The sequence below is a fragment of the Mastigocoleus testarum BC008 genome (assembly GCF_001456025.1).
Lineage (GTDB): Bacteria > Cyanobacteriota > Cyanobacteriia > Cyanobacteriales > Nostocaceae > Mastigocoleus > Mastigocoleus testarum.
This window is the reverse complement of record NZ_LMTZ01000132.1, coordinates 24,749-46,200: the sequence shown is the minus strand read 5'-3', so window position 1 is coordinate 46,200 and position 21,452 is coordinate 24,749. Positions and strand designations below refer to the sequence as shown.

Below are 21,452 nucleotides of genomic sequence, written 5' to 3'. Positions count from 1 at the left end.
GTTAATTGTTTTTTTTTCAAAGTATTTATATAAGATAAAACAAATACAAGTTCTTATTTAAATAAAATTCATCCAAGGTTGTTAAAGCTTAATATAATACTTAAACAAAAACAAGACGTACTATTTTATACTTAAGCTGTAGATTGATTATAAGAATAGAATATTTTTATTTCTATTACCCATACTTCAGGTTTTAACAACTATGGAAAATAACTATCCCGAGTCGTCTATTGTAGAAGTGGTAAATCTAATTGAGACAGCGCCAGATGGTACTTCTATTCTTGTAGATTTCGATGAGACTCTCTTTCTTCGCAACTCAACACAGGAGTATCTTAACTCTTTGCAACCTCGTATACTTGGGTCTTTTTTCCTAGTTATGCTGAGCTTAATTAAACCTTGGAATTGGTTACCAAATAATATTAAAGGAGACATATCAAGAGATTGGTTAAAAGTTGTATTAGCAACTTTATTTTTTCCATGGACTCTTATTTTATGGCAATTTAAAGCTAAAAAAATTGCCCGGCTTTATGGTAACAAAATTCTAATTGAAGCGATTAACAATAATCCTAATTCTCGTGTAATTATTTCTTCTCTGGGCTTCGATTTTATCATTCGTCCTCTAGCAAAACACTTACCAGTAAAAATAGAGCAAATAATTTGTTGTAGATTTTGGCAGGGAGGAAGCGACCGATACAAAGGTAAATTAGCAATGACAACAACAGCATTAGGTGAAGATGTTGTCAAAGATGCAATACTAATTACAGATTCCAATGATGATCTACCCTTACTGTCTCGTGTATCTAAGCCCTGTTTATTAGTGTGGCCCGAGGCAAAAAATATTCATGCAATGATTGACGTATACATTCCCTTCTTTTATTTAGAAAAAGTCAAAAAGCCAGGTCAACCATACTTTATGAATGAAATTCTCGGAAATGACCTGCTATTCCTAATTTTGGCATCAAGTTGGATAAGTTTTCAACCAATTATTCATGCCTTTAGCATGACCTTTATGATACTTTCTTTCTGGTGTATCTATGAAACAGGCTATATGGAGAATGATTTAGTTGCCGAGAAATTTGAGAAAAAACCTAAACTAACAGATACATATCAACGTTACAAGACAAGAATTAATCTATGGCAACCCTGGATTTGGTCAATAATTCTCACAATTCCAGGAATCCTGCTTCTAGAGCTAAGTAAAGAATTAACGGCTAATCTAACTCTTAACTTTGAATTTGTTTCTAGTCACGCAACCAGCCTTTTAACTGACACCTTAATTTGGATAAGTTTACTTATTTTTGTCCGAGTTGTTTTCTGGATTTACAACCATATCGATAAGAAGACACGGGTTTGGTTGTATCCAGTTCTACAAGCTTGTAGATGTTTTGGATTTCTAACTGTGACTGTTAGTAACCTGGTTGGAACAATGATATTTACAGCTCACGTAATTTCTCGTTGGGTTCCCTACATTATTTACCGCTACGCAAAGGTTGATGGTTGGCCAAAAAACATAGCCCAATTATTCCGCGTTCTTATATTTGGTCTATTACTTACTGCGGTTACTTTAGGAACTCAAGACACTTCCATTTTAATTAGTTGGCAGACATTTACAATCTTTGCTTATTGTGGATACAGAGGACGCCGTCTTCCCTTAGAGATAATTCGGTCCGCACATCCAGTGTGGAAAGACCAATGGGGTACACACAATTCAGAAAGTAAATGAAGTCATTCGAATTAATTGAACCAGAGTTCATCTACCCATAATGAGCAATTAGGTGTCGTATCAATTAGGTATTTGGAATCTCAAAATGATAAAGTACAGATTGATAAGTAAGAAGGATTCTACACTTACCTTCAAGTTTATATACTGTACTTCTAAAACCTAAATATGTTCTGTCCTATCAACAAACGACTGCTTTGAGACCAATACGTTCTAAGAATATTGATAACCCCAAAGAAATAAAGAGTAATATCATCCAAACGAAAAGCTTCAAACCTATGATTTCAGGAAAACTGAATGTAGCTTGGCTAAGAAAGCGAGTACTAATTGAAATAAAAATTTGCGAAACAATACCATTAATACAAAAAATACCCAAACTATATTTTGATAAAATTTTAACTAGATCCCTAATTGATGAAGAAACTTGTGTCTCTTGAAGAGATGCAAAACAAAAAAACATTATAAATACACTAATAATGCAGGAAAACATTACATAATCAAATGGTAGTATATTCCCTTCAAATCTAATAAATAGCCAGCGATACTCTATCATTTGAACGACGCAATATATTATTAATAATAATGCCTTGATTTTTATATTAATTCGACTAGAAAATTTAACAACTAATAACCAATTTTTAAAGAAAAAAATACCTAAGCCAATGTAAATAAACCAATAAATTAATAAAGGTCTATTGATGCTCCTTAATATCGTAAGTATTTGTTCCTGGTATGAGTTAGAAGGTATGATATAAATTGATAAAAAAACTAAAGCTTGAATAATTCCTAAAAACCAAATATTTAGTTTCTTATTTAACCAGCCTCTAATAAGAATAAAAATGGGAATAAGCTGGATAATGACTAATAAATAATAAGCTCCTGTAAATACTTCACCTCTAGCTAAGTCTCCAATGATTTCTGGTATAGGTTTTCTATTTAATAGCTTTAATAAAGTTGCGATAGTAAACCAAAATATGGTTGGGATAAAAAGACGGTATAAACGCTTCTTAATCGCAGCTAATTTAGAATCATTATATTTATCTGCTCCCCTCTCAAAAAGTAAAAAAGAAATTGTCAGAAAAACTGGAACACAGAATTTTAAAGGAGAAAAGAGAATACCTTCAGCTAGCTGACTTGATGATAAACTTTCCTTTGGTAAAATCATTGAGTGAAAAGAGACTACAGCAACAATACTCATTGCTTTGAGCAAGTCAAGTGAGAATAGCCTACCTGTTTGCTGATTGTTCATAGTTTATATACGATCACTATTCAATTCTTAGTAATTACGTCGGGAGTATATTTTTTGTAATAAACATAATTATTTTTTCATAAATAATTTTGACTGATATAGGTAAAAATATACATGAAACATCGGAAATTCAAGTTATATTATTTATTACTCTTATTCATAGAAATTTTAATCAAATTTATTAGCATTGTAGGAATACGTCCTTTGGAAAATATACTTAGAGTAGTTCCATAAATTAAAATCAGAATTACTAGTTGTAAAAAAGGCCGTAAACTTTCAGGAAAAGGAATCGCGAAGATTAGCATTAATCCAATACTCATTGCGACAGTTGGTAATAAAATTGGTTGAATTAAAAGTCCAAGATTCCAACCAGCAGCACGACAAGTTGCGAACAAAAACCAGATAGTTGCACCAACACCCATAACTAGTGCAACAGCGATCGCAACCCCTTGAATTCCTGCTAAATTAGCCCCAAATAAATATGAAGAGATAGAAACTGGGACTAAGACCCAATCAATTATGGCAATTTTTAAAGGTTTATCTAAAGCAAGTAGCGTAGTTCCCAGAATTGACATGAAGCCTCTTGTATAGGCAAAAATCAATACAATCTGAAAAAGTCTAACTGTCTCCACCCATTCAGAACCAAACACTAAAGGAATTACCCAAGGTGCGATCGCTAGTCCTACACCGTAAATTGGCGCAGAAAGTACTGCATATAATTCCAATACCTTCGCCAGAAAAACTTTCTGACCCGCATTATCTTTTTGCGACAGAGCAGCAAAAACTACTCTATTTACTTGAGATAAAGCATATACAGGCATCATTGCCAATTGGTACGCTAAATTATAATATCCAAGTGCTTGTGTACCTAGGGTTCTACCAATAATTAGGTTGTCGCTATTTGTATTGATCTGAACAGCAAACTTACTCCCAAGAATACCAGCAATAAATTTTCTTACCTCTTTCACAGCAGAGGGATCCAATCGGAAACGGTAGGTGAAGCGATATCCACTAAATGATTGTTTGAGTAAGTTATCTGCTAACCCCATAGCAAGCTCTCCCACCGCAAAAGACCAAACTCCTCCACCCATCACAGCACAAGTAATAGCACCACCAACTCTTGCAAAGCTAGCAACACTGTCACAGATCGCGAGTTGAGTAAATTTCATTTGTCGTTGCATGACAGCAGTATGTGAACCCGCACCTGCACCAATCAAAAATACAGCCGCAGACAATACAGTTAGTGGAAATACTATAGATACTCCAAAAAAATGAGAAAGTGGGAAACCTGCGATTGCTTGTACGAGAAACAAACCAATCGAGATATTTACACCCAAACTGTAAACAGTATTAACTATCTTTTTGTCATCTAAGCCTCGCTGTACTAAAACCTGGGCGATCGCCACATCTCTAAACAGGATTGAAAAATTACTTACAATCAACACCATAGCCCAAATACCAAAGTCTTTGGGCGACAGTAAGCGAGCTAAAATAATTTGAGAAATTAGTTGAGCAACTTTACTTAAAGCAAAGCTTATAGTCATCCATAGACTGGCTTTGACAATCCTTGTGGAGTTGGTTTTAGTCATAATTGGTTATATATTTCATTTGTTCGGATACTTAGTAGCTCAACTTACATTTAATTGCAGTTGTTAATACTCAATTGGCGACCTCAACTAAATACTTTCTTCCAAATTCTTTTAGCCATAGATATAAAATATTTAGGCTTTTTAGGCACTCGATAAACCAAATATCTGACAAAAGCAATTTGATAACCAAATCTATATTTAATTGCAGACAATATTCCAGATTCAATATTATTTTCTTTACCCGAACTAATATTTTTTAACTTTAAAACTTCGCGAGAATATACAGGATGCTCGCCCCAAACACATGCGAAATGGACAATAGCAGGAGATACAACTTTATCGTACTTTTGGAAAGTAGATTTACCTGTGAAAACATCTATATCAAAATGACCTTTAAGTCCGATAGGAGTACACATCATCTGACCTTTATCTTGAAACATGGTTTCTTTATGCAAGGTCATCGCGATCGCGAATATACGTTCATCGTTAGGTCCATCGCTACGCCATTCGGAAAAGCCAAGTTTTTTCCAATCATTTAAGATATCTCGTGCTGTATCAAAAACCAAGTTTGCAGTTTCATTTTTATTGAAATAGAAAAGACCTCCGTTAAATTGAGGTAAGGCTTCCAAGCCGAAATGTGTAAGTACAAAATCTACGTCAATGAAACTGTCTTTGTGACCCGGCTTAAGTAAATTTTCTCCTGGAACGCTAAAATTTCTGTCTTTCAAAAGTTCAAAAAAAAAGTTAATTTCTCTTACTGCAATGCAGTCACTGTCAATGTAAACAGTTTTTTCATATGGCGAATACTTGTCGAGGTGGAGTTTTTGTCTCAGATTCGATCCGTATTCTTTTCTTAATGGAATAATGTCATCGAAAAGTTCCATTAACTCTCGATCGTCTTGATTATCAGTAACAATTGCACGGGGAATATTTGGTGAATGAAGACGTAAAGAACGTGCAAGAGTTTTTGCCATTTCAACATACTTGGGTATCCCATAAGCCAAGGTGATAACACCACTATCTTTTTGAGACATATTCTGTATTTCTTGTTGCATTAATTGTATATACTTAATCAGTAAGAGGTAATTATAAGAAGTAATTAATTTATATAAAGACAAGAATGAGGAACAACCCTATTTGTCAATTCTTTACCTTTGCGCCCAAGCTTTTCCCGCAATTCCTCATCTGTACATAACTGACGTAAAATGTTCAAAGTTTCATTGGTCGAATTTGGGTCTACGAGTAAACCATTTTCTCCATGAATCACAGCTTCCCCAACACCTCCAACTCGTGAAGCAATTACAGGTTTACCGAAATAACCTGCTTCTAAATAAACAATTCCGAAGCCTTCAATACTTTTATCTTTGCTATCAAAGAAAGTCAGCATCGAGAATAAGTCGCACGCAGCGTAATAGCTAGCTAATTTTTCATCAGGTACATATCCTGCAAAAATAACCCGCGAGGCGACATCCAAGTTTGCAGCGAATTCTCTGAGTTCGGACTCCATCCCGCCTTTACCGCAGATTATATAGTAGATGTCAATTCCTTCAGCTAACAAAGTTGGTAAATGTTCGATTACGCGGTCAAAACCCTTGCGCCTAACTAATCGTCCTACAGACAAAATGACAATAGCTTCTTGGGGAATTTGGTATTTGGAGCGAATTTGAGAGCCTAGGGTATTTAATTCCTCCAGGTTTACGTTACCAAATTTTTCTGGTCTGACAGTTGGATTAATTGTTTGAGTCGGACTATCAACTCGAAAACTTTCTTTAAGGCGATCGCCAGTAAAATTACTGTTACAGATAATTACTTTGGTGCGCTGGAGTGTCCACTCAAATAACCAGCGAAAAACAGGATTTTTTTGGGGACAAAGTACGTCGTCACCGTGGAGATACATAAAACATTCCACAGGTAATAAATAGCTCAAAACTAGCAATGATGGAAAATCATAACCGTGACACCATTCAATATAACGATAGCGATGGCGTTGATATAGTTGAACCCCAAGCACCACCGACCAAAACATATTCAGAATCTGTTTGAGAATACTCCCCCATGCACCAAAGCGAGATAGTGCAGGCATTAACCAGCGGTATATTGGAAATGGTTGCACTCTATCAAATGACTCATCACCCGCACAAGCAGAGGAAAGAACCATTATTCGATCTGGATCTTGCAAGCAGCGATTGTAAGCATACTCTTGAATTCCCCCTGCATCGGGAGGAAAAACACGGGAGATAACCAAAATATCAGGTTGTTGAGATGGTTCAGTTTTAACACCATCTGTATTTGCTATTTGGAGCATATTATTAATAGAGGAAGGTCTGATTTAACTGATTTGAACTAATTCCTTTTGATTGTTCTCGGGTAGAGCAATCCCTGTGATTTGCATCATCTTTTTTGCATAGCTAGTAACACTGCATTCTGAGTGCACCCAATTTCTTGCTTTTTCAAGTATTTGAGTTGTATTCGCATCGGTAGTGACACGCACAATTGCTTCAGCAGCAGCTTTTGCATCTTCTGGATCTACCATCCACTCCGGTGCAAAATTACTCAGGATTTCCCCAATTCCTCCACTCTTGCTACCAATTACAGGAACACCACAGGCGAGTGCTTCAACAACGGTACGCCCAAAGGGTTCTCTGGGAGCAAGGGTCAAGACTACTGAAGCATGTTGGTAATAATCTTCAATCGCAAATGTGGGAGGTAACATCGTAAAGCGATCTTCAACACCTGCATCTTTAGCAAGTTGGAGTAACTCCTGGGAATAGATTTTACCAGGAGATAAATCCTCTCCTATAACCACACTGTGGTAGAAATGACCACTTGCTTTTAAGGAGACTAATACTGGGATTAAGGCACGTAGATTTTTATCATTGACAATCTTTGGCTGATTAATTCTTGATGGGGTCAGTATTAACTTTGCTCCTGATTTGAGAATAGGTTCTAAAGGAGCAGGGAGAGCACAAGAAACTCGAACGTTAAAACGTTCTGTATTTACTGGTTGATAGAGAATACCTACAATATCAGATATTAAGCGACGACGAATACACTCAGCGGTGAATTGAGAGTTACAGATAGCTTGTGGAGCAAGACATTTGCAGATTAATTTTCTTAACACTTCACCCATACGATTATAAGAAAGTGCTAAGTCATGAAAAAAGTGGTAAATCGGGCGACCACTCCAGCGCATCCAAGGAGCAGCAGCTACAAGTGTAAATAGTAAAGAACGATTAAGACAGTTATCTAATAATAACGGGTAGTCACGGGGTTGCTGTTTTACCCATTGCAATGCTTTTCTAAAAAATTCAGGTTCTGTTGGAGCAGCTATTACTTTTAAGTAAGCACCCTGTCCAGCATCCTGCAAATACTTCTGTGTAATCGAGCCTGCATGCACTAAAACACAGAATTCTTCTCTTACACCATATTGCTCAAATCCTTTAATTAATAGGGAGAGTGTAATTAATGTTCCTCCAAGAGCATGACAAGTTCCAGGTAAAATCATAAGTTTGCGCATGTTAAATCCTCCCCCTGATAGGCTTTGCAGTTGTAGTTAAGGCGACACAAATAATAAGTATTAACGGAACTGTGGATTCAAGTTCCATCACACTAAATGTCATGCTTATGTAGAGAATCATCAAAAAAGAGCAGATTGGTCTATCTTTCCGGGTTCGATACAAGTAGAGAATTAGCGAAACCCAAAAACTCACAAAAATGGTACTACCCATAAACCCAGAACGATAGAACAATGTTCCCAAGATAAAACTGTGGGAGCCAATTTGTGCAGGTGCATATCCAGGTAATACTGTGGGCCCTTGAAGTCCGCGACCAAATATAAAATCTTCTGGTTCCGTTATAATGGTTTCCCATGTTCTTTGGTAAATTAATGCACGAACTTCAGTAGAATCAGCGCGAGCATTACCCGTACTCTCTACCGTATTTGTAAAAGTATTAGTGATAAAATCAGTTGCAGGTGGTAGTGAAAATGAAACGAAACTTACCACAGCAATCAAGGAGAATATCAGCCAAGTTTGCATTCCTTTACCAATAGTTGTTACATAGCGAATAACCAGTATTAAGGGAAACACAATCCAGTTAGAACGAGTCGCACTAGTCAACAATAGAAAAGCACTCGCAAAAAAAAGTGCAATTGACCACGAACGATTTTTAACTTCTAAAGCAACTAGACCAATAAACCCTACCAATATGGCGAGTGACTCTGGACCAGGGAAGAAAAAACTAAAACGACTAAATCCTGCAGCTACTTTATCATCGGGAAAGTAAGGAAGTAGATAATTCCCATTCCCAGCTCCAGGAATAAACCGTTCTCTTTTATTGGTAAGGTAACCAAAAAGGGAAAGATTTGGGGTGTAGTGTGGTGTTTGTAAAATTAATTGAGCAACAATCCAAAACACTAACATTTCAATAACCAAAACGGAAAACGCCCAGGTTATAACCTCCAAACGTATGCGGATATTTTTACTCTGTAAATACCAAATGATTAATCCTAAGCAACACAAACTTGCGAGTGGACCTAAGATAAAACTTGGTTTGATCTGTGAACTATTAATACTTGTGGATATAGCTCTATATATACCAAATCCAATAATTGAAATTACGGTCAGACTGGGACGCTTCAGACCAAGTGTTCCATTCCGGAGTATCTGATTGATAGCAACTATTATTGACCATAGCAGTAACTGATAACCCCATCCCATTAACCACCACACAGGGGTAAGAATAATGAAGCTACAAAAGAGCTGCTCCGCTTCGGTTAAAGCACCCCAACGAATTAAACCCCTATGTATGAGGCTTTCTTCGGTTGCGACTGTGGATGAACGCGCCAGAAAGCGCCGTTGCTGTTTCATGAGTTAACTTGCGAACTATCGTGCTTGTAGATGTAACCTTCGGAGCGTTGTTCAATACCATTAAGCGCCAAGCCAATAATGTTGGCATTATGACGCATCAATTGTTCTATGGTTTCTTGAACCATGTAGCGGTCGCTTATCCCTAGCCGAATGACTGGGAGCACATTGGCGATCACTTTTGCCATTAGAGCGGTTTCACTGGTAGAGGTCACTGGAGCCGTGTCAACAATTACGTAATCGTAATTACCATTGGTTTGAATGGTATTAAGATACTTTTCAAAACCCCCACGGGCTACAAATTCCATTACTTTGTTATTTTGATTGGGCGCAGTTGGTAATATATCCAAGCCGGGACTGATTTGCATTGGTTGAGGCAAATCATTACTTTGTGGGTGCATAACATGACCAAATTGCCGACTCAACTTAGCTTTACGGAAATCACCATCTACCATCAACACCCGAAAACCTAAAACCATTAAAGCTTTTGCTAACCCAAGAGTGACAGTAGTTTTACCTTCTCCTGCAGTAGAGCTAGTTACCATTAAGCGGTGATTTTCTAATGACATTAAACTAATGGTAGATGCCAAGCGTTGAAAGGGTATCTGTGCATCAGATTCCATTGTTAAACCCAATGGAGCAGATTTAAAAATCGGAATCCGCGCCAGCAATGGTAGCTCAATATCTTGCAGATCTTTTTGTTTGAGTAATGGGTTACGAGATTCAGAAAATAAGATCAAGGCAAGACTAGCAAAAACCGAAGTTAAAATCCCACCAATAGCAATTAGAGATTTTTTCGGACTCGTCGGTTTTGGATCGACAGTGGGTTGATCGAGTACTTGCAGATTGGGGTAAGCATTAAAAGCAGCAATTTTTGATTGCTCTAACTGAGCTACAATCCCTTTGTAAACGCCTTCTGCAATATCATATTGACGCTGCAGATCCAATAATTGAGCTTGCAGAGTAGAGATATTTTTAAGTTCTGTTTGCAGTCTTTCTAATTTGTTCTGAATTATTAATACCTGCTGTTGCAACCCTTTACTCTCACTTTCAACCTGAATTAGCTGTGCAATCAATTCTATAGTGGCATCTTTGAAATTGTTACCACCAAAATTAGCATCTATTCCATCAGCACTCGGTACCACTGCGTTAAGCTGTCGATTAAGCGCCATTAGTAATTTCTGACGCTGTTGCAATAAGGCTCTAACAGTAGGATGTTCCTCTGTTAAAGTTCCCCGGTTAACTGCAATTTCAGTATTTACTTCAGTTAACTTTTGTCGTAATGCTTGGTATTCTTTATTTTCGCTTAAACGTAATGAATTAATAGCCTGCTGTGGAGCCATTCCCAGTGTGCGGCTTAATTCTTGAGAACGGGTAGCTGTTGCTTTTGCTTGAGCAAGTACATCTGTTTGGGTTGTTCTTAGAGTATTAATCGCCGTAACTAGATTTTTAGTCTGCTCCTCATCACTAACGAACCCCGTAGACTTTTTAAATTGTGCTAATTTACTCTTGACTAACTGCAAGTTACGTTCAGCATCTTTAAGCTGACGCTGAGTGAATTGCTCTCGAGCATTTGCTGTACCCTGTCTCAGTTCATTTAAGCGCTCTTGATAACTTTCAATTAATCTTTTTGCCCTTTGTTTTGCTAATTCTGGCTCCGAAGCTGTAACTTGTAGCTGAATATTTGTTGACTGATCGGTAGGTTTTACCTTAAACAACTTTTTATAACTACTCAAACTACGAAACTTATCTTTTTCAGGATCAGATAAGAGAACAGGACGGATCGCATCATCGCTAGTAATGATAGAAGTTAGAACTTTAAGCGGATTAAGCTCGTTAGTAAAAGCAACCCCTTGCTCCTTCAACTGACCCAATGTACCTAAACTAGCATCTAGATTTGTTGTGGTATCAGGCAAAATCAACTGGGCGTTAGCTGTCCAAGTTTTCTGTGAAAATGTAGCAATCATTATCACAGACCCAACAATAACACCATTTAACCCAAGTAGAGGTAACCATAGCCTCTGTATAATTGCAGATACCTTCACAGTCCTCAACCTTAATTCTTACAAAATACACGTGTCATACCAAAAAGAGATAAATGAATCGGAAATATATAAAATTTTAATTTTCCGTTTCGTCTCAATATTTAGTTAAGGTAATTCAATTTAATTTGAATTTAATGCTTGCTGCTGTTCCACTTTTTTATGTTCTGGTGGATACAATTGCAAAAGATGTTCTGTCAGCTTAGGATTTTGGAAGATTTGCCCCTGAAAAATAGGTGGTGGCTGTAAAACTGCACTTTTAAGCTCTTCTAAAGATAAGCAGCTTTTGATGCCAAATTTTTCCACCGCTTGGGCAAATAATAACTGATGATTGTCAACGTGTTCGCTGTATTTATTTAGCCTTGGTATAAGAATAAAACTACATCCCTTAGCTGCTAGCATACGCGTTGAACCTTGACCTGCATGGGAAATAACTAGACGAGAATTTTCAACGAGCTCAGTCATTTTTCGTCCGTTAACTGTCGACTCTAAGGTTACTAAAGGATGTCCTACAAGCCTAGAAGCATCGCTGGAACCATGCTGTAAAAAGACAGGTTCCGAAATTACACCATTTTCTATTAAAACACTTAACCAATTAATAGCTCGATTGAACTGGAAAGATATAGTTCCTAGCGTCATAAAAATCATGAAGCATAACCCTTGAACAGTACTTTAGAATATTTTTTACTTAACTCAGGCCATTGAACATAAAATTCGTGGGACAGTAAATAAACTATTCTTCCTGTCACACTTAATTCTTCAGCACGAGAAATACTTTCTACATAAAGAAATTTAACCCCAAGAAGTTTAGCCATAAATGCAAAGTTTATAGCTATACTTGCTCCTGTGGAAATGATTAAATCTGGTTTTTCAGTCAGAATAATTTTTAAAGTTTCGGGGATATTAAATATTAGAGCTAGGAAATCTCTTGGGGCTTGATAAGGTAACCAATGTACTTTTTCATTATCCTCAAGCATTTCTGTATCTTTCTTTAAATCAGTAACCCAAACTCTTTCATGAACGGACCAGAAAGATTTAAGACTTCGCATTGTAGAAAAGTGTCCGCCAGAAGTACATACTAGGAGTAGTTTCATTTTTGTTGGCTGCTTGAGTAGTTAAAAATAGTTTCAATTGATTGGTTAGAGCCCTAATTTAAGAGAATCACTCGTCAAAATACAATATTATTTTTGCTTATTTAGCTAAGATTGCGAAAGATAAAAAATATTTAATTAAAGTGACATTAATCACTGTAAGTAATTAAAAATTACTCATGACTTATGATGCAAAAAACGATGGGTGTTTTAGATGAGTATTTTATTCATTCTCAATAAAATCGTGTAAAAAATAAAAAAAGTTAGCTAAAACACATTTAAACAATGTCACTAATATTTATTTACTTCTGAGTATTAATGTATTAGTTCGCCTATTATAAAATAGCTAATACATTTATTACTTTATAATTTCAATAGATATAACAAATCTAGCAATAAAATAAGTAAACCTATTTAAGTCATTTACTTTGATTCCCAAAAGTTATTAATTGACTATATTAAGACCAAGCAAATTGAGTTAAATAAAATATATTTATTCAAACCGTAATATTACAAATTTAGTCAATATATATTTTTTGGAAAAAATGATGCAAAAAATATCATACTATCACTTGTATAATAAGTGATAGATAAATGAACGCGGTTTAAGAGAAATATCAGTGAAATATCGCTGAATATTTTTGAGAAAGATTTAAGGTAAGATGCAATATAAAAATATACTTATTAACGAAAGTAAATCAAGTAATTCTTAATACTTATTTTGATTAACCATATAATAAAAAAATATATTTTTTCTACAAGTACAAAACTCCATAGACTGGTAAGATAAGATTTAGCAAATACTATAGGTATTTATCATAGTTAACTTCCAGGCAGTTTGTGTGTAGCGAGAAATACATGTGAGCAGCAATCGAGATATTCAAATTGTGTAAATAAAAAGTCCACTTCCGTGGACCTTACTTGCTTTAACAGACTTTGATTCTTCAAAAGTATTATTCGAGGATATGATGATCTTGTTATTCAGCCCTGAGGTAAAACTAATTTACCGGACTTGATATGACTTAAAGCTGTTGACAAAGAATCACATTCCATACTATTCTCCGTTGTTTCTTGCTTCAGAGTTCTAATCTCTGTCAAATCTACTTATCTGACTATCTTTACAACCAAGATCGCGTTAGCGTGGATACATAGTAAAGTAAAGTTAAAAAATATTTATCTATGAAACAAGCTGTAAAGTTAGTTACTTCCGATCAGATAAGTAGCGATAGAAACTTAAATAATATCGATATAGACGCCTCCTCTAAAAGCACAAAGCAGTTATTTTGGCAATCCTTGACCATTCTTGCTTTGCAGATATGTTTAGCATTACCTGTAGGTCTAATTCTTTCCCATTTCAATATTGGTGGAATGGCATGGATATTTTCTGGGATAATAGCCGGCGTAATCGTTCTGCAAGTCAGTCGGATTTTTTATCAGCTTACACTTAAACCAAACCGGAGTGCTAGACATGTTGGTTTAGTCTTAGTAGGTTTGACCATTGGTTTCTCTGTAACTCAAAATAATTTAATTGGTGTTGTAACAGGAATTCCTATTTTTGTTTTTCTGACTCTTTTTTTACTCATAAGTGGTACTCTGATTGGTTACATTTATTCTCGCCTCAGTAAAACAAATTTATTAACAGCAATGCTAGCCACAGTTCCTGGAGGTGTTGGTGTTATGGCAGCTATAGCTGCAGACTATAATAAAAACGTTACACAAGTAGCATTAGTACAGGTTATTCGTGTGACCTCAGTAGTATTATTTATCCCAGCGATCGCAAGAATTTTAACAGATGATCACATCACCTCTCCAACAATTATTACAGCAGTAGAATTTATCACTTTTACACCTTCATATTTTGGTTTGTTTTTATTACTCTTAGTTGTAAGCTTAATTGCAGTTTATATTGCCACATTATTTAAAATTCCCGCAGCTCATTTTTTTGCAGCTTTACTGGTGGGAATAACATTTAATCCACTAATTCATAGTTTACATATCGCAACTGGAATTACTCACTTTGCATTACCGCCAATTATTCGTATCATTGGTCAAACGCTCCTGGGGATTACTATTGGCGAATATTGGGGTGAAAAACCAGATTTTGGTAAGAAAACTATTGCTTATGCTGTGATGTCAACTCTTATGACTTTATTTGCAGGTGCGATCGCAGCTTATTTTGCTATGCAATTAACGTCTTGGGACTGGTTAACTTGTATGTTAGTAACTGCACCAGGAGGCGCTGCAGAAATGATTTTGGTGGCTTTGACTTTAAATCATAATGTAGAAGTGGTAACCGTTGGTCATTTGGTAAGGTTAATTGCAATTAATAGTTCTTTACCTGTCTGGGTATTTTTATTCCGTCGTCTTGATCGTCAGCTTTCCGAAGCTGCTTAATTTGAGAATAAGTTATAAGTCAGAGCAGGAATTAAACCCGGAAAATATTAATCTTGCGGTTGAAAAAGTAGCTCCTTTTGGAGTAGATGTATGTAGTGGAGTTTGCAGTTTAGGTGATTTAGATGAGAGCAAACTCAGGTCTTTCTTCGAAAATTTAAATTTTTAGATTTAATTAAAAACCTGACGGAGCTAATTTCAGTTCTGCCAATTCTTATTGATTTGTTTGAAGACTTACAGCAGAATTCAGGAGTCAGAAGACAGGAGTCAGGAGTAGAATCTGCTTTATAACTGACTTTCAGTTTTTGAACTGTACCTCACTTAGTTGCAATCCGCTATAACTCAATAGTTTGTTGAATCGGTATCTTCACGACAAATTCAGTTCCTTCACCTAAATTAGAGTTACATGAGATGCTACCATGATGTTTTTCCACAACAATTTGATAGCTAATTGAAAGACCTAATCCCGTACCTTTACCAACTGGTTTGGTAGTAAAAAAAGGTTCAAATAACTTAGAGCTAACTTCTCTATCTATTCCTTGTCCATTATCTTTGATTTTAATTACTATCCAGTTTGATTTGAGCCGCTCAGTATAAATCCAAATTTTAGGTGAATGTACATTTATGGTGTGTTCGTTTAAGGCATCAATTGCATTACTAATCAAATTCATAAATACTTGATTTATTTGACCTGCGTAGCATTCAACTAAAGGAATATTGCCATATTCTTTAATAACATCTATTTCAGGACGATCTATATTTTCTTTCAACCTATTTGCTAAAATTATTAATGTGTTGTCAATCCCTTCATGGATATTAACTGCTTTAAATTCGGCTTCATCGACTCGAGAAAAATTACGTAGAGAATTAACGATTTCCTTAATACGCTCAGAACCTACTTCCATAGAATTCAGAAGTTTGGGCAAATCTTTTTGTAAGAAATCAACATCTATAGCTTCAACTTTAGCCTTAATTGTAGAATCTGGTTCGGGATATTTTATTTGGTAAATTTGTAATAATTCAATTAGATTTTGTGTATATTCTTTCGCGTAATCGAGATTACCATAAATAAAGTTGACAGGATTATTAATTTCGTGAGCAATCCCTGCGACCATTTGACCCAAACCAGACATTTTCTCTGTTTGAATTAACTGATTCTGAGTATTTTGGAGTTGTTCTAAAGTACCTTGTAGTTGTTGCATTTGTTGCAAAATAGTTCTATCGCGTCTAGCAATTTGTTCTACCATTAAGTTAAAACTATGTGCTAACTCTCCTATTTCATCTTGTGCGATTACCTCCGCTCGTGCTTGTAAGTCTCCCGTCGAAAAATCCTGAGCGGCTTTCTGTAAACACTTTATTGGATAGACAATCGCTCTTCCTAACAAGATTGCTAACCCAATGTCGATTGCCAATGCTATAATTGCAACCACCCCTTGAACAAACAAATTATCTCTGAGTAAAAGATTTAAATCTCTTTCTGGAGTTCCTCTGACTAAAACTGCTACAGGTTGTTTTGCAAAATTATTAATTGATTGTGCTGCTATAGTATAAGTATTATTTCCTACTTTTAAACGTGTAGTTGCTACTTGACCAGGTTTTTCAACAGCAAGTTTAAGTAAGAAATTATTTTCTAAAGGAACATTAAATCGATATTTATTATAATACTTTTCATTTCTTTGATTTAAATTTTTATCTCGATTTTCTCGATGTTGTCTCCTTTCTAAAGCGGCTGTAACAAGACTAAATTTTCCGGTGGATTGATGTAGATAAATAGCACTATAACCACCTCCAGTAGCATTAAGAATTTGTTTAACTATTTGTGACTGATGATTAATTACATCACCAGAAAGTAAAGCTCCTAAAACTTCCCCTGTCTTAGGGTCTTGTACTGGTGTAACAGTATAACGAATTAATATATCCTCGCCTTTTACTTCTGAAGGTAATGGTAAATCCCTTTGATATAGCTCTTTTTCGTTAATTATTTCAGTAGTTTTAATTTGTGTATTAGATTCCAAAACTTTACTGACCAAATTATTTGGATTGTATATTTCACCACTCTTATCAGTTTTGCCATTAACAATTACCCGTAAATCTTTTCCCACTAAAACAGCATCTTCAATCTCTCTGGCTGTAATTTCATTTTGGAGAATTTGTTTAACTTGTTTTTGCAAACTAGGATTTAAATTTCTTGAACCTTTACTTTCCTTGAGTGCATTAATAATAGCTATATTATCTGACTGACCGCGAAAACCAAATCCCATTTGGTTAATTTTGATATCATAGCTCATCTGGCTGACTATTAACTCAGATTTAGCCTGATGAAATAATATACTTTGTCCCCCAGTAACAATTAAAATTGCTCCGACTCCAACTAATCCAATAGTTGAAATAATTTCTGAAGCAAATAACCCAGTTAGCTGCTTGCGTCGAATCGGTAAATTATAAAACCAGCGGACAAGGAAACTCTTATGAGTCATAAACCATAAATCAAAAGTAAAATTAAATCAATTTAAAAATATATTTTTAATCTATTTATAAAGTATAAATTTTTAATATCAACCCCCAGTATCTATAGCTGTATATTTTTTTCAAATCCGGACTAAAGAGAATTTATCTGTTATTTCGATCTGCAGTAAATAGCTTTGGGAAAATATCTAGATTTTTTCGTTTTCATTACAGTTATTACTGATGCTCTTCCCATAGTTCCTTCGTAATAGTTACCCTGGATATAGGGAATGCATTTAGATACTAAATGAATTTATATTGGGATTGATTTATTTTTCTATCAATTCATGATTTGTAACTTTCCCAACGTCCCATATGTAATTGCATTTACCTAAAGCCCAAGTATTTTGAGTATTTTTTATGTCAATTGCACTACAAACTCCATTTACTTACAGAAAGCCAACTTTTTAATATAACCTTCAGTTTCTTTGATTGGCAAGGGATTTATAACCTATCGCCAGATTTAATACTTCCCGTTAATCTAGGTTAAGTTAAAACTAAAAGTTACATGGAGCTGCATCTGTCTCAGCATATGCATCTGAGCAAAAGATTGCTTTTGACTCAAAACTACAGAATTATTTTTTCTAAGCAGATACATATTCTTGAGATTTATTGGCTCCTATTCATACCATACATATATTTTTAGTTATGATTGCCAACATCCAAGAATTTGATACCCAATACTGGGTAAAAACTCGTGCATCTCTAAACCCCGAACAATCTACTTTTTTATTTTGGAATGGTTCGATATACGCATCTATCCCAGGGAAAAAGAGAAAACTATTGTTTAATCTTATAGGAGTAAGTGTCAGTCGGTGCATTCCCAATGCTGGTGGAGGATGGGATTATATTTCTAGGGAACTCAACTATTATTTACATCCAGTAACAAATGAAGTTTTGCGTAGGTGGGAAAATCCTTGGACAAGGGAAACAGTTCCAATTGTTCAAATTGTTAATAATCCAGTACAAGGATACTTTAAAGGCAAGTTTCCGGCTTATGTAGATGGTGACAGAACAACTTTTGCATTTGATATTTTTCCCACTTATCCTAATCCTTTAACCAAAGAACCAAAATTTGTTGAATATAGCCCCCAACCAACTTATGAAACAGCAGAATTTTTCAAACTCACAGTTTCTACTGCAGACTTACTTGATTTGAAAGTCAAGACTGTATCTAAACTTGAATTAAACTGGAACAGAACAGGTCAATGGCTTCCCTGGATGAGAATGGGAAAGTTCCCAGGCTACCTAATATATGCTGCTCGTGGCAAGAAAGCTAATGACTTTACACAGTTACCAAAAATATTGCAAAAGGAAATTAACACTCGTTGTCCGTCATACAAAGAAGCACCAAGTTCTCATTACAACGTTGAAGGAATGACAACGTCCGGAATTTACTTCAAGCAACATTTTAATGCTTGCTTTGATTCCCAAAATCAATCATATCCAAAAGCAGGGTAAGATTTCTTTGGTTGGTAATTGGTAATTGGTAATGAAAAATATGAGATGATTGAGTATAGCTTATTTGTAAACTAAGCTATTGATTTTAAATCTTTTAAAACCTCTGCAGCAGATTGATATCGCTCGGAAAAGTGGTAGCATATCATCTTATCCAAAATCATTGCCAATTCATCACTCACTTGTACATTCTGTCGCCAAAAGATATTTCCTGTGTCTCGATCTAGCGTCAACTCCTGTGGAAATATTCCTGTTAATGCTTGAATGCCAATCATACCCACAGCATATATATCACTCGCCAAGCGGGGATGTCCGGCAAATTGTTCTGGTGGTGTATATCCCCTAGTCCCAATTGCAACTGTAGCTAATTCTGTTTGTTCTGCGTCTAGCGGCTGCATTTTCTTGACTGCGCCAAAGTCAATCAATACTAAACGGCGATCTAATTTATTTCTGATTATATTACTGGGTTTGATATCTCGATGAATCACTCGGTGTTTGTGAATGAAATTGAGAATTTCCAAAATTTCTATCAACATTTCAATTACAGAGATTTCGTTCCACATCCGATTACTTGTCGATAATTCAGTTTCCAAGGATTGACCTCGAATGTATTCTTCTACTAGATAAAATTCTTGGTTTTCTTCAAAATATGCTAGTAATTCTGGAATTTGAGGATGTTTACCTACAGTCTCCAAAATTTCAGCTTCAGCATCAAATAATCTTCTCGCAACTTGTAAAAATCTTGTATCTCTGCGTGCAGGCATTAGTTGCTTGACCACACAAGTTGGATTTCCAGGACGTTGGGTATCTTTGGCTAAATAAGTACAGCCAAAACCACCTTGACCGAGTATTCTTTTAATTTCATATCTTTGGGAAAGTAAAGAAGGTGGAGAAGAAAAAGACCTAGAATAAGCAGGACTGATTTGCGAATGCGGCTTATCTAATAATTCATCTTCTTGTCCAGATTTTTCTTGTTGTTTAGATATTTTTGGTTGTTTAGATTTATCTTCTTGTTGGGCTATGTCTTGAACTGCAGAATTTTCTTTGAGAAGAAGATCTAATTGTTCGATAGCTTCCTTTTGTTTCGCAACTTGTAGAATAATTAATTTAGTTTGCTGCTGCACTTGGTAATTGATATAAGTCATCATACCAGCACTAGAAATTACTAAAGCGAGAGCAGGGGGTATTATAGGTATCCAAATTGCTTGTAAAAATGCTAGATAACAAATTCCCACCAAAGCAGCAAAAACTATACTCCCACACACCGATAAAATAATTGGATTTCTCAAGCGCCACCCAAAAAAAGCACCCATCGCCGCCCACAACCATATCCATATCACCTCAAGTTGCTCGGGTAAATAACCAATCAAAGGACGATGATCCAACGCAGTACTAATTAGTTGACTTGCAATTTGAGCGTGAATATATACTGAAGCAGTTGAATATTGTGGTTCTTCAGAATTCGTGTAGGGAGTGTAAACAGAATTGTCTTGGTTGCGGTCTGTAATACCGATAATTACCAATCTATCTTGAATAATACTAGGTTTAACTCCATTTTCGAGAATATCAGAAAGACTTACTGTCTGGACAAATTTATCGAGACGGCGATCAAGATGGCGGTAATTCAATAATATTTGGTGACCTCTGGAATCAAGATTTTTATAGCCACCGGAATTTACTGTTAATCCTGGTAATAAAATTTCACCTACTTGAAATGGTTCAACTTCGTAATCAATACCTTCTTCTTTCAGATAGTCAATCGCCAATAAGGTTGCAAAGGAGTATTCTGCTTTACATTGATTCTCTGAAGTTTCAGATAAATCGATTTTGGAAGTTAGTAAACTGCGACGAATTGTTCGATCTGCGTCGGGAAGTAGATCGTTAAAACCTATATTTACTTCAGGAAAGTTCGGTGGTGGGGGAATTTCCTCTTTAGTTTTAGTTCTGTGGGTACAAGCAGTAATAAGATTTTCTATATTTTGACCAGAAGCTAAATTTTTTTGTTGTGGGCGCAGGATATTTAAACCAATGATACGTGGTTTATGGGACTGTATTTTCTCTAACAACTTATTAATCAAGTCGTCGGAAAGGGGATTTGAATAATTTTGACGATCCTTACCGTCAATACCAACTATCAATAGTCGTTTGTCAACAGGTTCAGATGGACGAATGCGCAGCATTTGGTCGTAAGTATTTAATTCCCAATCTTCCAACCATCTGATTTCTCTTATTCCTAATATTAAAGCTGCTACTCCAGCACTACCAATTGTAAGTAATCCCAAGTACTCGATCGCATTTCTATTGCGATCTAAGGATTTTATGGAAGTAATACCTAAGTTTTTCTGGCTTAGGTTGGTGTGCTCGCTACCCTGGTATCTCGAAGCACGATGAGAATCACTTGGTGGGGGCAAAAAAAAGAAATTGTGTAAACGTAAAGGATTTTTTTTACTTGTCAATACAGCACGAATTTTTTTGAACATGCTGATAATTAATGGTATAAATTACGACTTTGCGTTGAAAGTATGTTTAGAGATTTAGGATA

15 protein-coding genes are annotated in these 21,452 nt (G+C 35.6%); 4 read left to right on the top strand and 11 right to left on the bottom strand.

The annotated features are described in order from the left end of the window. The first annotated feature begins 202 nt into the window (after positions 1 to 202). Entirely contained in the window at positions 203 to 1,723 is a 1,521-nt protein-coding gene (locus BC008_RS35055) for an HAD family hydrolase (RefSeq protein ID WP_153009714.1), read from the top strand. Between the two features lie 178 nt (positions 1,724 to 1,901). Here the strand turns inward: BC008_RS35055 and BC008_RS35050 are convergent, their stop codons facing one another. From BC008_RS35050 to pssD, 9 genes are all read right to left on the bottom strand, one after another. Further along, positions 1,902 to 2,969 (bottom strand): acyltransferase family protein, encoded by a 1,068-nt coding sequence (locus BC008_RS35050; RefSeq protein WP_027842790.1) that lies wholly within the window; start codon positions 2,967 to 2,969, stop codon positions 1,902 to 1,904. Positions 2,970 to 3,109: 140 nt separating this feature from the next. Then, positions 3,110 to 4,558 carry an oligosaccharide flippase family protein gene (locus BC008_RS35045; RefSeq protein WP_027842789.1) on the bottom strand — a complete coding sequence of 483 codons (1,449 nt, stop codon included), beginning with the start codon at positions 4,556 to 4,558 and terminating at the stop codon, positions 3,110 to 3,112. Positions 4,559 to 4,641: 83 nt separating this feature from the next. Beyond that, positions 4,642 to 5,613, bottom strand: a complete 972-nt coding sequence (locus tag BC008_RS35040; protein ID WP_058184320.1) for a glycosyltransferase family protein — start codon at positions 5,611 to 5,613, stop codon at positions 4,642 to 4,644. 44 nt (positions 5,614 to 5,657) lie between these two features. Then, positions 5,658 to 6,863 carry a glycosyltransferase family 4 protein gene (locus BC008_RS35035; RefSeq protein WP_058184318.1) on the bottom strand — a complete coding sequence of 402 codons (1,206 nt, stop codon included), beginning with the start codon at positions 6,861 to 6,863 and terminating at the stop codon, positions 5,658 to 5,660. A 24-nt stretch (positions 6,864 to 6,887) separates the two neighbouring features. Continuing rightward, positions 6,888 to 8,075 (bottom strand): glycosyltransferase family 4 protein, encoded by a 1,188-nt coding sequence (locus tag BC008_RS35030; protein ID WP_027842786.1) that lies wholly within the window; start codon positions 8,073 to 8,075, stop codon positions 6,888 to 6,890. A gap of 1 nt (position 8,076) precedes the next feature. Beyond that, positions 8,077 to 9,426 carry an O-antigen ligase family protein gene (locus BC008_RS35025; protein WP_027842785.1) on the bottom strand — a complete coding sequence of 450 codons (1,350 nt, stop codon included), beginning with the start codon at positions 9,424 to 9,426 and terminating at the stop codon, positions 8,077 to 8,079. Then, complete coding sequence (locus tag BC008_RS35020; RefSeq protein ID WP_161938200.1) at positions 9,423 to 11,390, bottom strand: GumC family protein; 1,968 nt, start codon at positions 11,388 to 11,390, stop codon at positions 9,423 to 9,425. Before BC008_RS35020 ends, BC008_RS35025 begins: the two co-directional genes overlap by 4 nt. 198 nt (positions 11,391 to 11,588) lie before the next feature. Then, positions 11,589 to 12,113 carry a glycosyltransferase gene (locus BC008_RS35015; protein ID WP_027842783.1) on the bottom strand — a complete coding sequence of 175 codons (525 nt, stop codon included), beginning with the start codon at positions 12,111 to 12,113 and terminating at the stop codon, positions 11,589 to 11,591. Beyond that, complete coding sequence (gene pssD / locus BC008_RS35010) at positions 12,110 to 12,559, bottom strand: PssD/Cps14F family polysaccharide biosynthesis glycosyltransferase (RefSeq protein ID WP_027842782.1); 450 nt, start codon at positions 12,557 to 12,559, stop codon at positions 12,110 to 12,112. Before pssD ends, BC008_RS35015 begins: the two co-directional genes overlap by 4 nt. A gap of 1,176 nt (positions 12,560 to 13,735) precedes the next feature. Here pssD and BC008_RS35005 point away from each other — a divergent pair. Both BC008_RS35005 and trpF read left to right on the top strand, forming a co-directional pair. Next, the gene (locus BC008_RS35005; RefSeq protein ID WP_027842781.1) at positions 13,736 to 14,950 is read left to right on the top strand and encodes an AbrB family transcriptional regulator; all 1,215 of its coding nucleotides are present in this window, start codon (positions 13,736 to 13,738) and stop codon (positions 14,948 to 14,950) included. Continuing rightward, positions 14,874 to 15,116, top strand: coding sequence for a phosphoribosylanthranilate isomerase (gene trpF, locus BC008_RS52290; protein WP_153009713.1), 243 nt, complete (start codon positions 14,874 to 14,876; stop codon positions 15,114 to 15,116). The genes BC008_RS35005 and trpF overlap by 77 nt, the downstream gene beginning before the upstream one ends. Before the next feature lie 166 nt (positions 15,117 to 15,282). On the opposite strand, the gene BC008_RS35000 is transcribed toward trpF, so the two are convergent. Then, a complete protein-coding gene (locus BC008_RS35000) occupies positions 15,283 to 17,424 on the bottom strand; it encodes a sensor histidine kinase (RefSeq protein WP_027842611.1) in 2,142 nt (713 codons plus the stop codon). 676 nt (positions 17,425 to 18,100) lie between these two features. Between BC008_RS35000 and BC008_RS34995 the strand changes: the two genes are divergently transcribed. Next, positions 18,101 to 18,913, top strand: a complete 813-nt coding sequence (locus BC008_RS34995) for a DUF1838 domain-containing protein (protein ID WP_058184316.1) — start codon at positions 18,101 to 18,103, stop codon at positions 18,911 to 18,913. Between the two features lie 71 nt (positions 18,914 to 18,984). Here BC008_RS34995 and BC008_RS34990 read toward each other — a convergent pair whose 3' ends face one another. After that, the gene (locus tag BC008_RS34990) at positions 18,985 to 21,390 is read right to left on the bottom strand and encodes a CHASE2 domain-containing serine/threonine-protein kinase (protein WP_082650705.1); all 2,406 of its coding nucleotides are present in this window, start codon (positions 21,388 to 21,390) and stop codon (positions 18,985 to 18,987) included. Positions 21,391 to 21,452: the final 62 nt, after the last annotated feature.

What these genes read in the sequence shown, in the direction of transcription:
- BC008_RS35055 (WP_153009714.1), top strand. Translation starts at nt 203, where the DNA reads ATGGAAAATAACTATCCCGAGTCGTCTATTGTAGAAGTGGTAAATCTA.
- BC008_RS35050 (WP_027842790.1), bottom strand. Translation starts at nt 2,969, where the DNA reads ATGAACAATCAGCAAACAGGTAGGCTATTCTCACTTGACTTGCTCAAA.
- BC008_RS35045 (WP_027842789.1), bottom strand. Translation starts at nt 4,558, where the DNA reads ATGACTAAAACCAACTCCACAAGGATTGTCAAAGCCAGTCTATGGATG.
- BC008_RS35040 (WP_058184320.1), bottom strand. Translation starts at nt 5,613, where the DNA reads ATGCAACAAGAAATACAGAATATGTCTCAAAAAGATAGTGGTGTTATC.
- BC008_RS35035 (WP_058184318.1), bottom strand. Translation starts at nt 6,863, where the DNA reads ATGCTCCAAATAGCAAATACAGATGGTGTTAAAACTGAACCATCTCAA.
- BC008_RS35030 (WP_027842786.1), bottom strand. Translation starts at nt 8,075, where the DNA reads ATGCGCAAACTTATGATTTTACCTGGAACTTGTCATGCTCTTGGAGGA.
- BC008_RS35025 (WP_027842785.1), bottom strand. Translation starts at nt 9,426, where the DNA reads ATGAAACAGCAACGGCGCTTTCTGGCGCGTTCATCCACAGTCGCAACC.
- BC008_RS35020 (WP_161938200.1), bottom strand. Translation starts at nt 11,390, where the DNA reads ATGATTGCTACATTTTCACAGAAAACTTGGACAGCTAACGCCCAGTTG.
- BC008_RS35015 (WP_027842783.1), bottom strand. Translation starts at nt 12,113, where the DNA reads ATGATTTTTATGACGCTAGGAACTATATCTTTCCAGTTCAATCGAGCT.
- pssD (WP_027842782.1), bottom strand. Translation starts at nt 12,559, where the DNA reads ATGAAACTACTCCTAGTATGTACTTCTGGCGGACACTTTTCTACAATG.
- BC008_RS35005 (WP_027842781.1), top strand. Translation starts at nt 13,736, where the DNA reads ATGAAACAAGCTGTAAAGTTAGTTACTTCCGATCAGATAAGTAGCGAT.
- BC008_RS35000 (WP_027842611.1), bottom strand. Translation starts at nt 17,424, where the DNA reads ATGACTCATAAGAGTTTCCTTGTCCGCTGGTTTTATAATTTACCGATT.
- BC008_RS34995 (WP_058184316.1), top strand. Translation starts at nt 18,101, where the DNA reads ATGATTGCCAACATCCAAGAATTTGATACCCAATACTGGGTAAAAACT.
- BC008_RS34990 (WP_082650705.1), bottom strand. Translation starts at nt 21,390, where the DNA reads ATGTTCAAAAAAATTCGTGCTGTATTGACAAGTAAAAAAAATCCTTTA.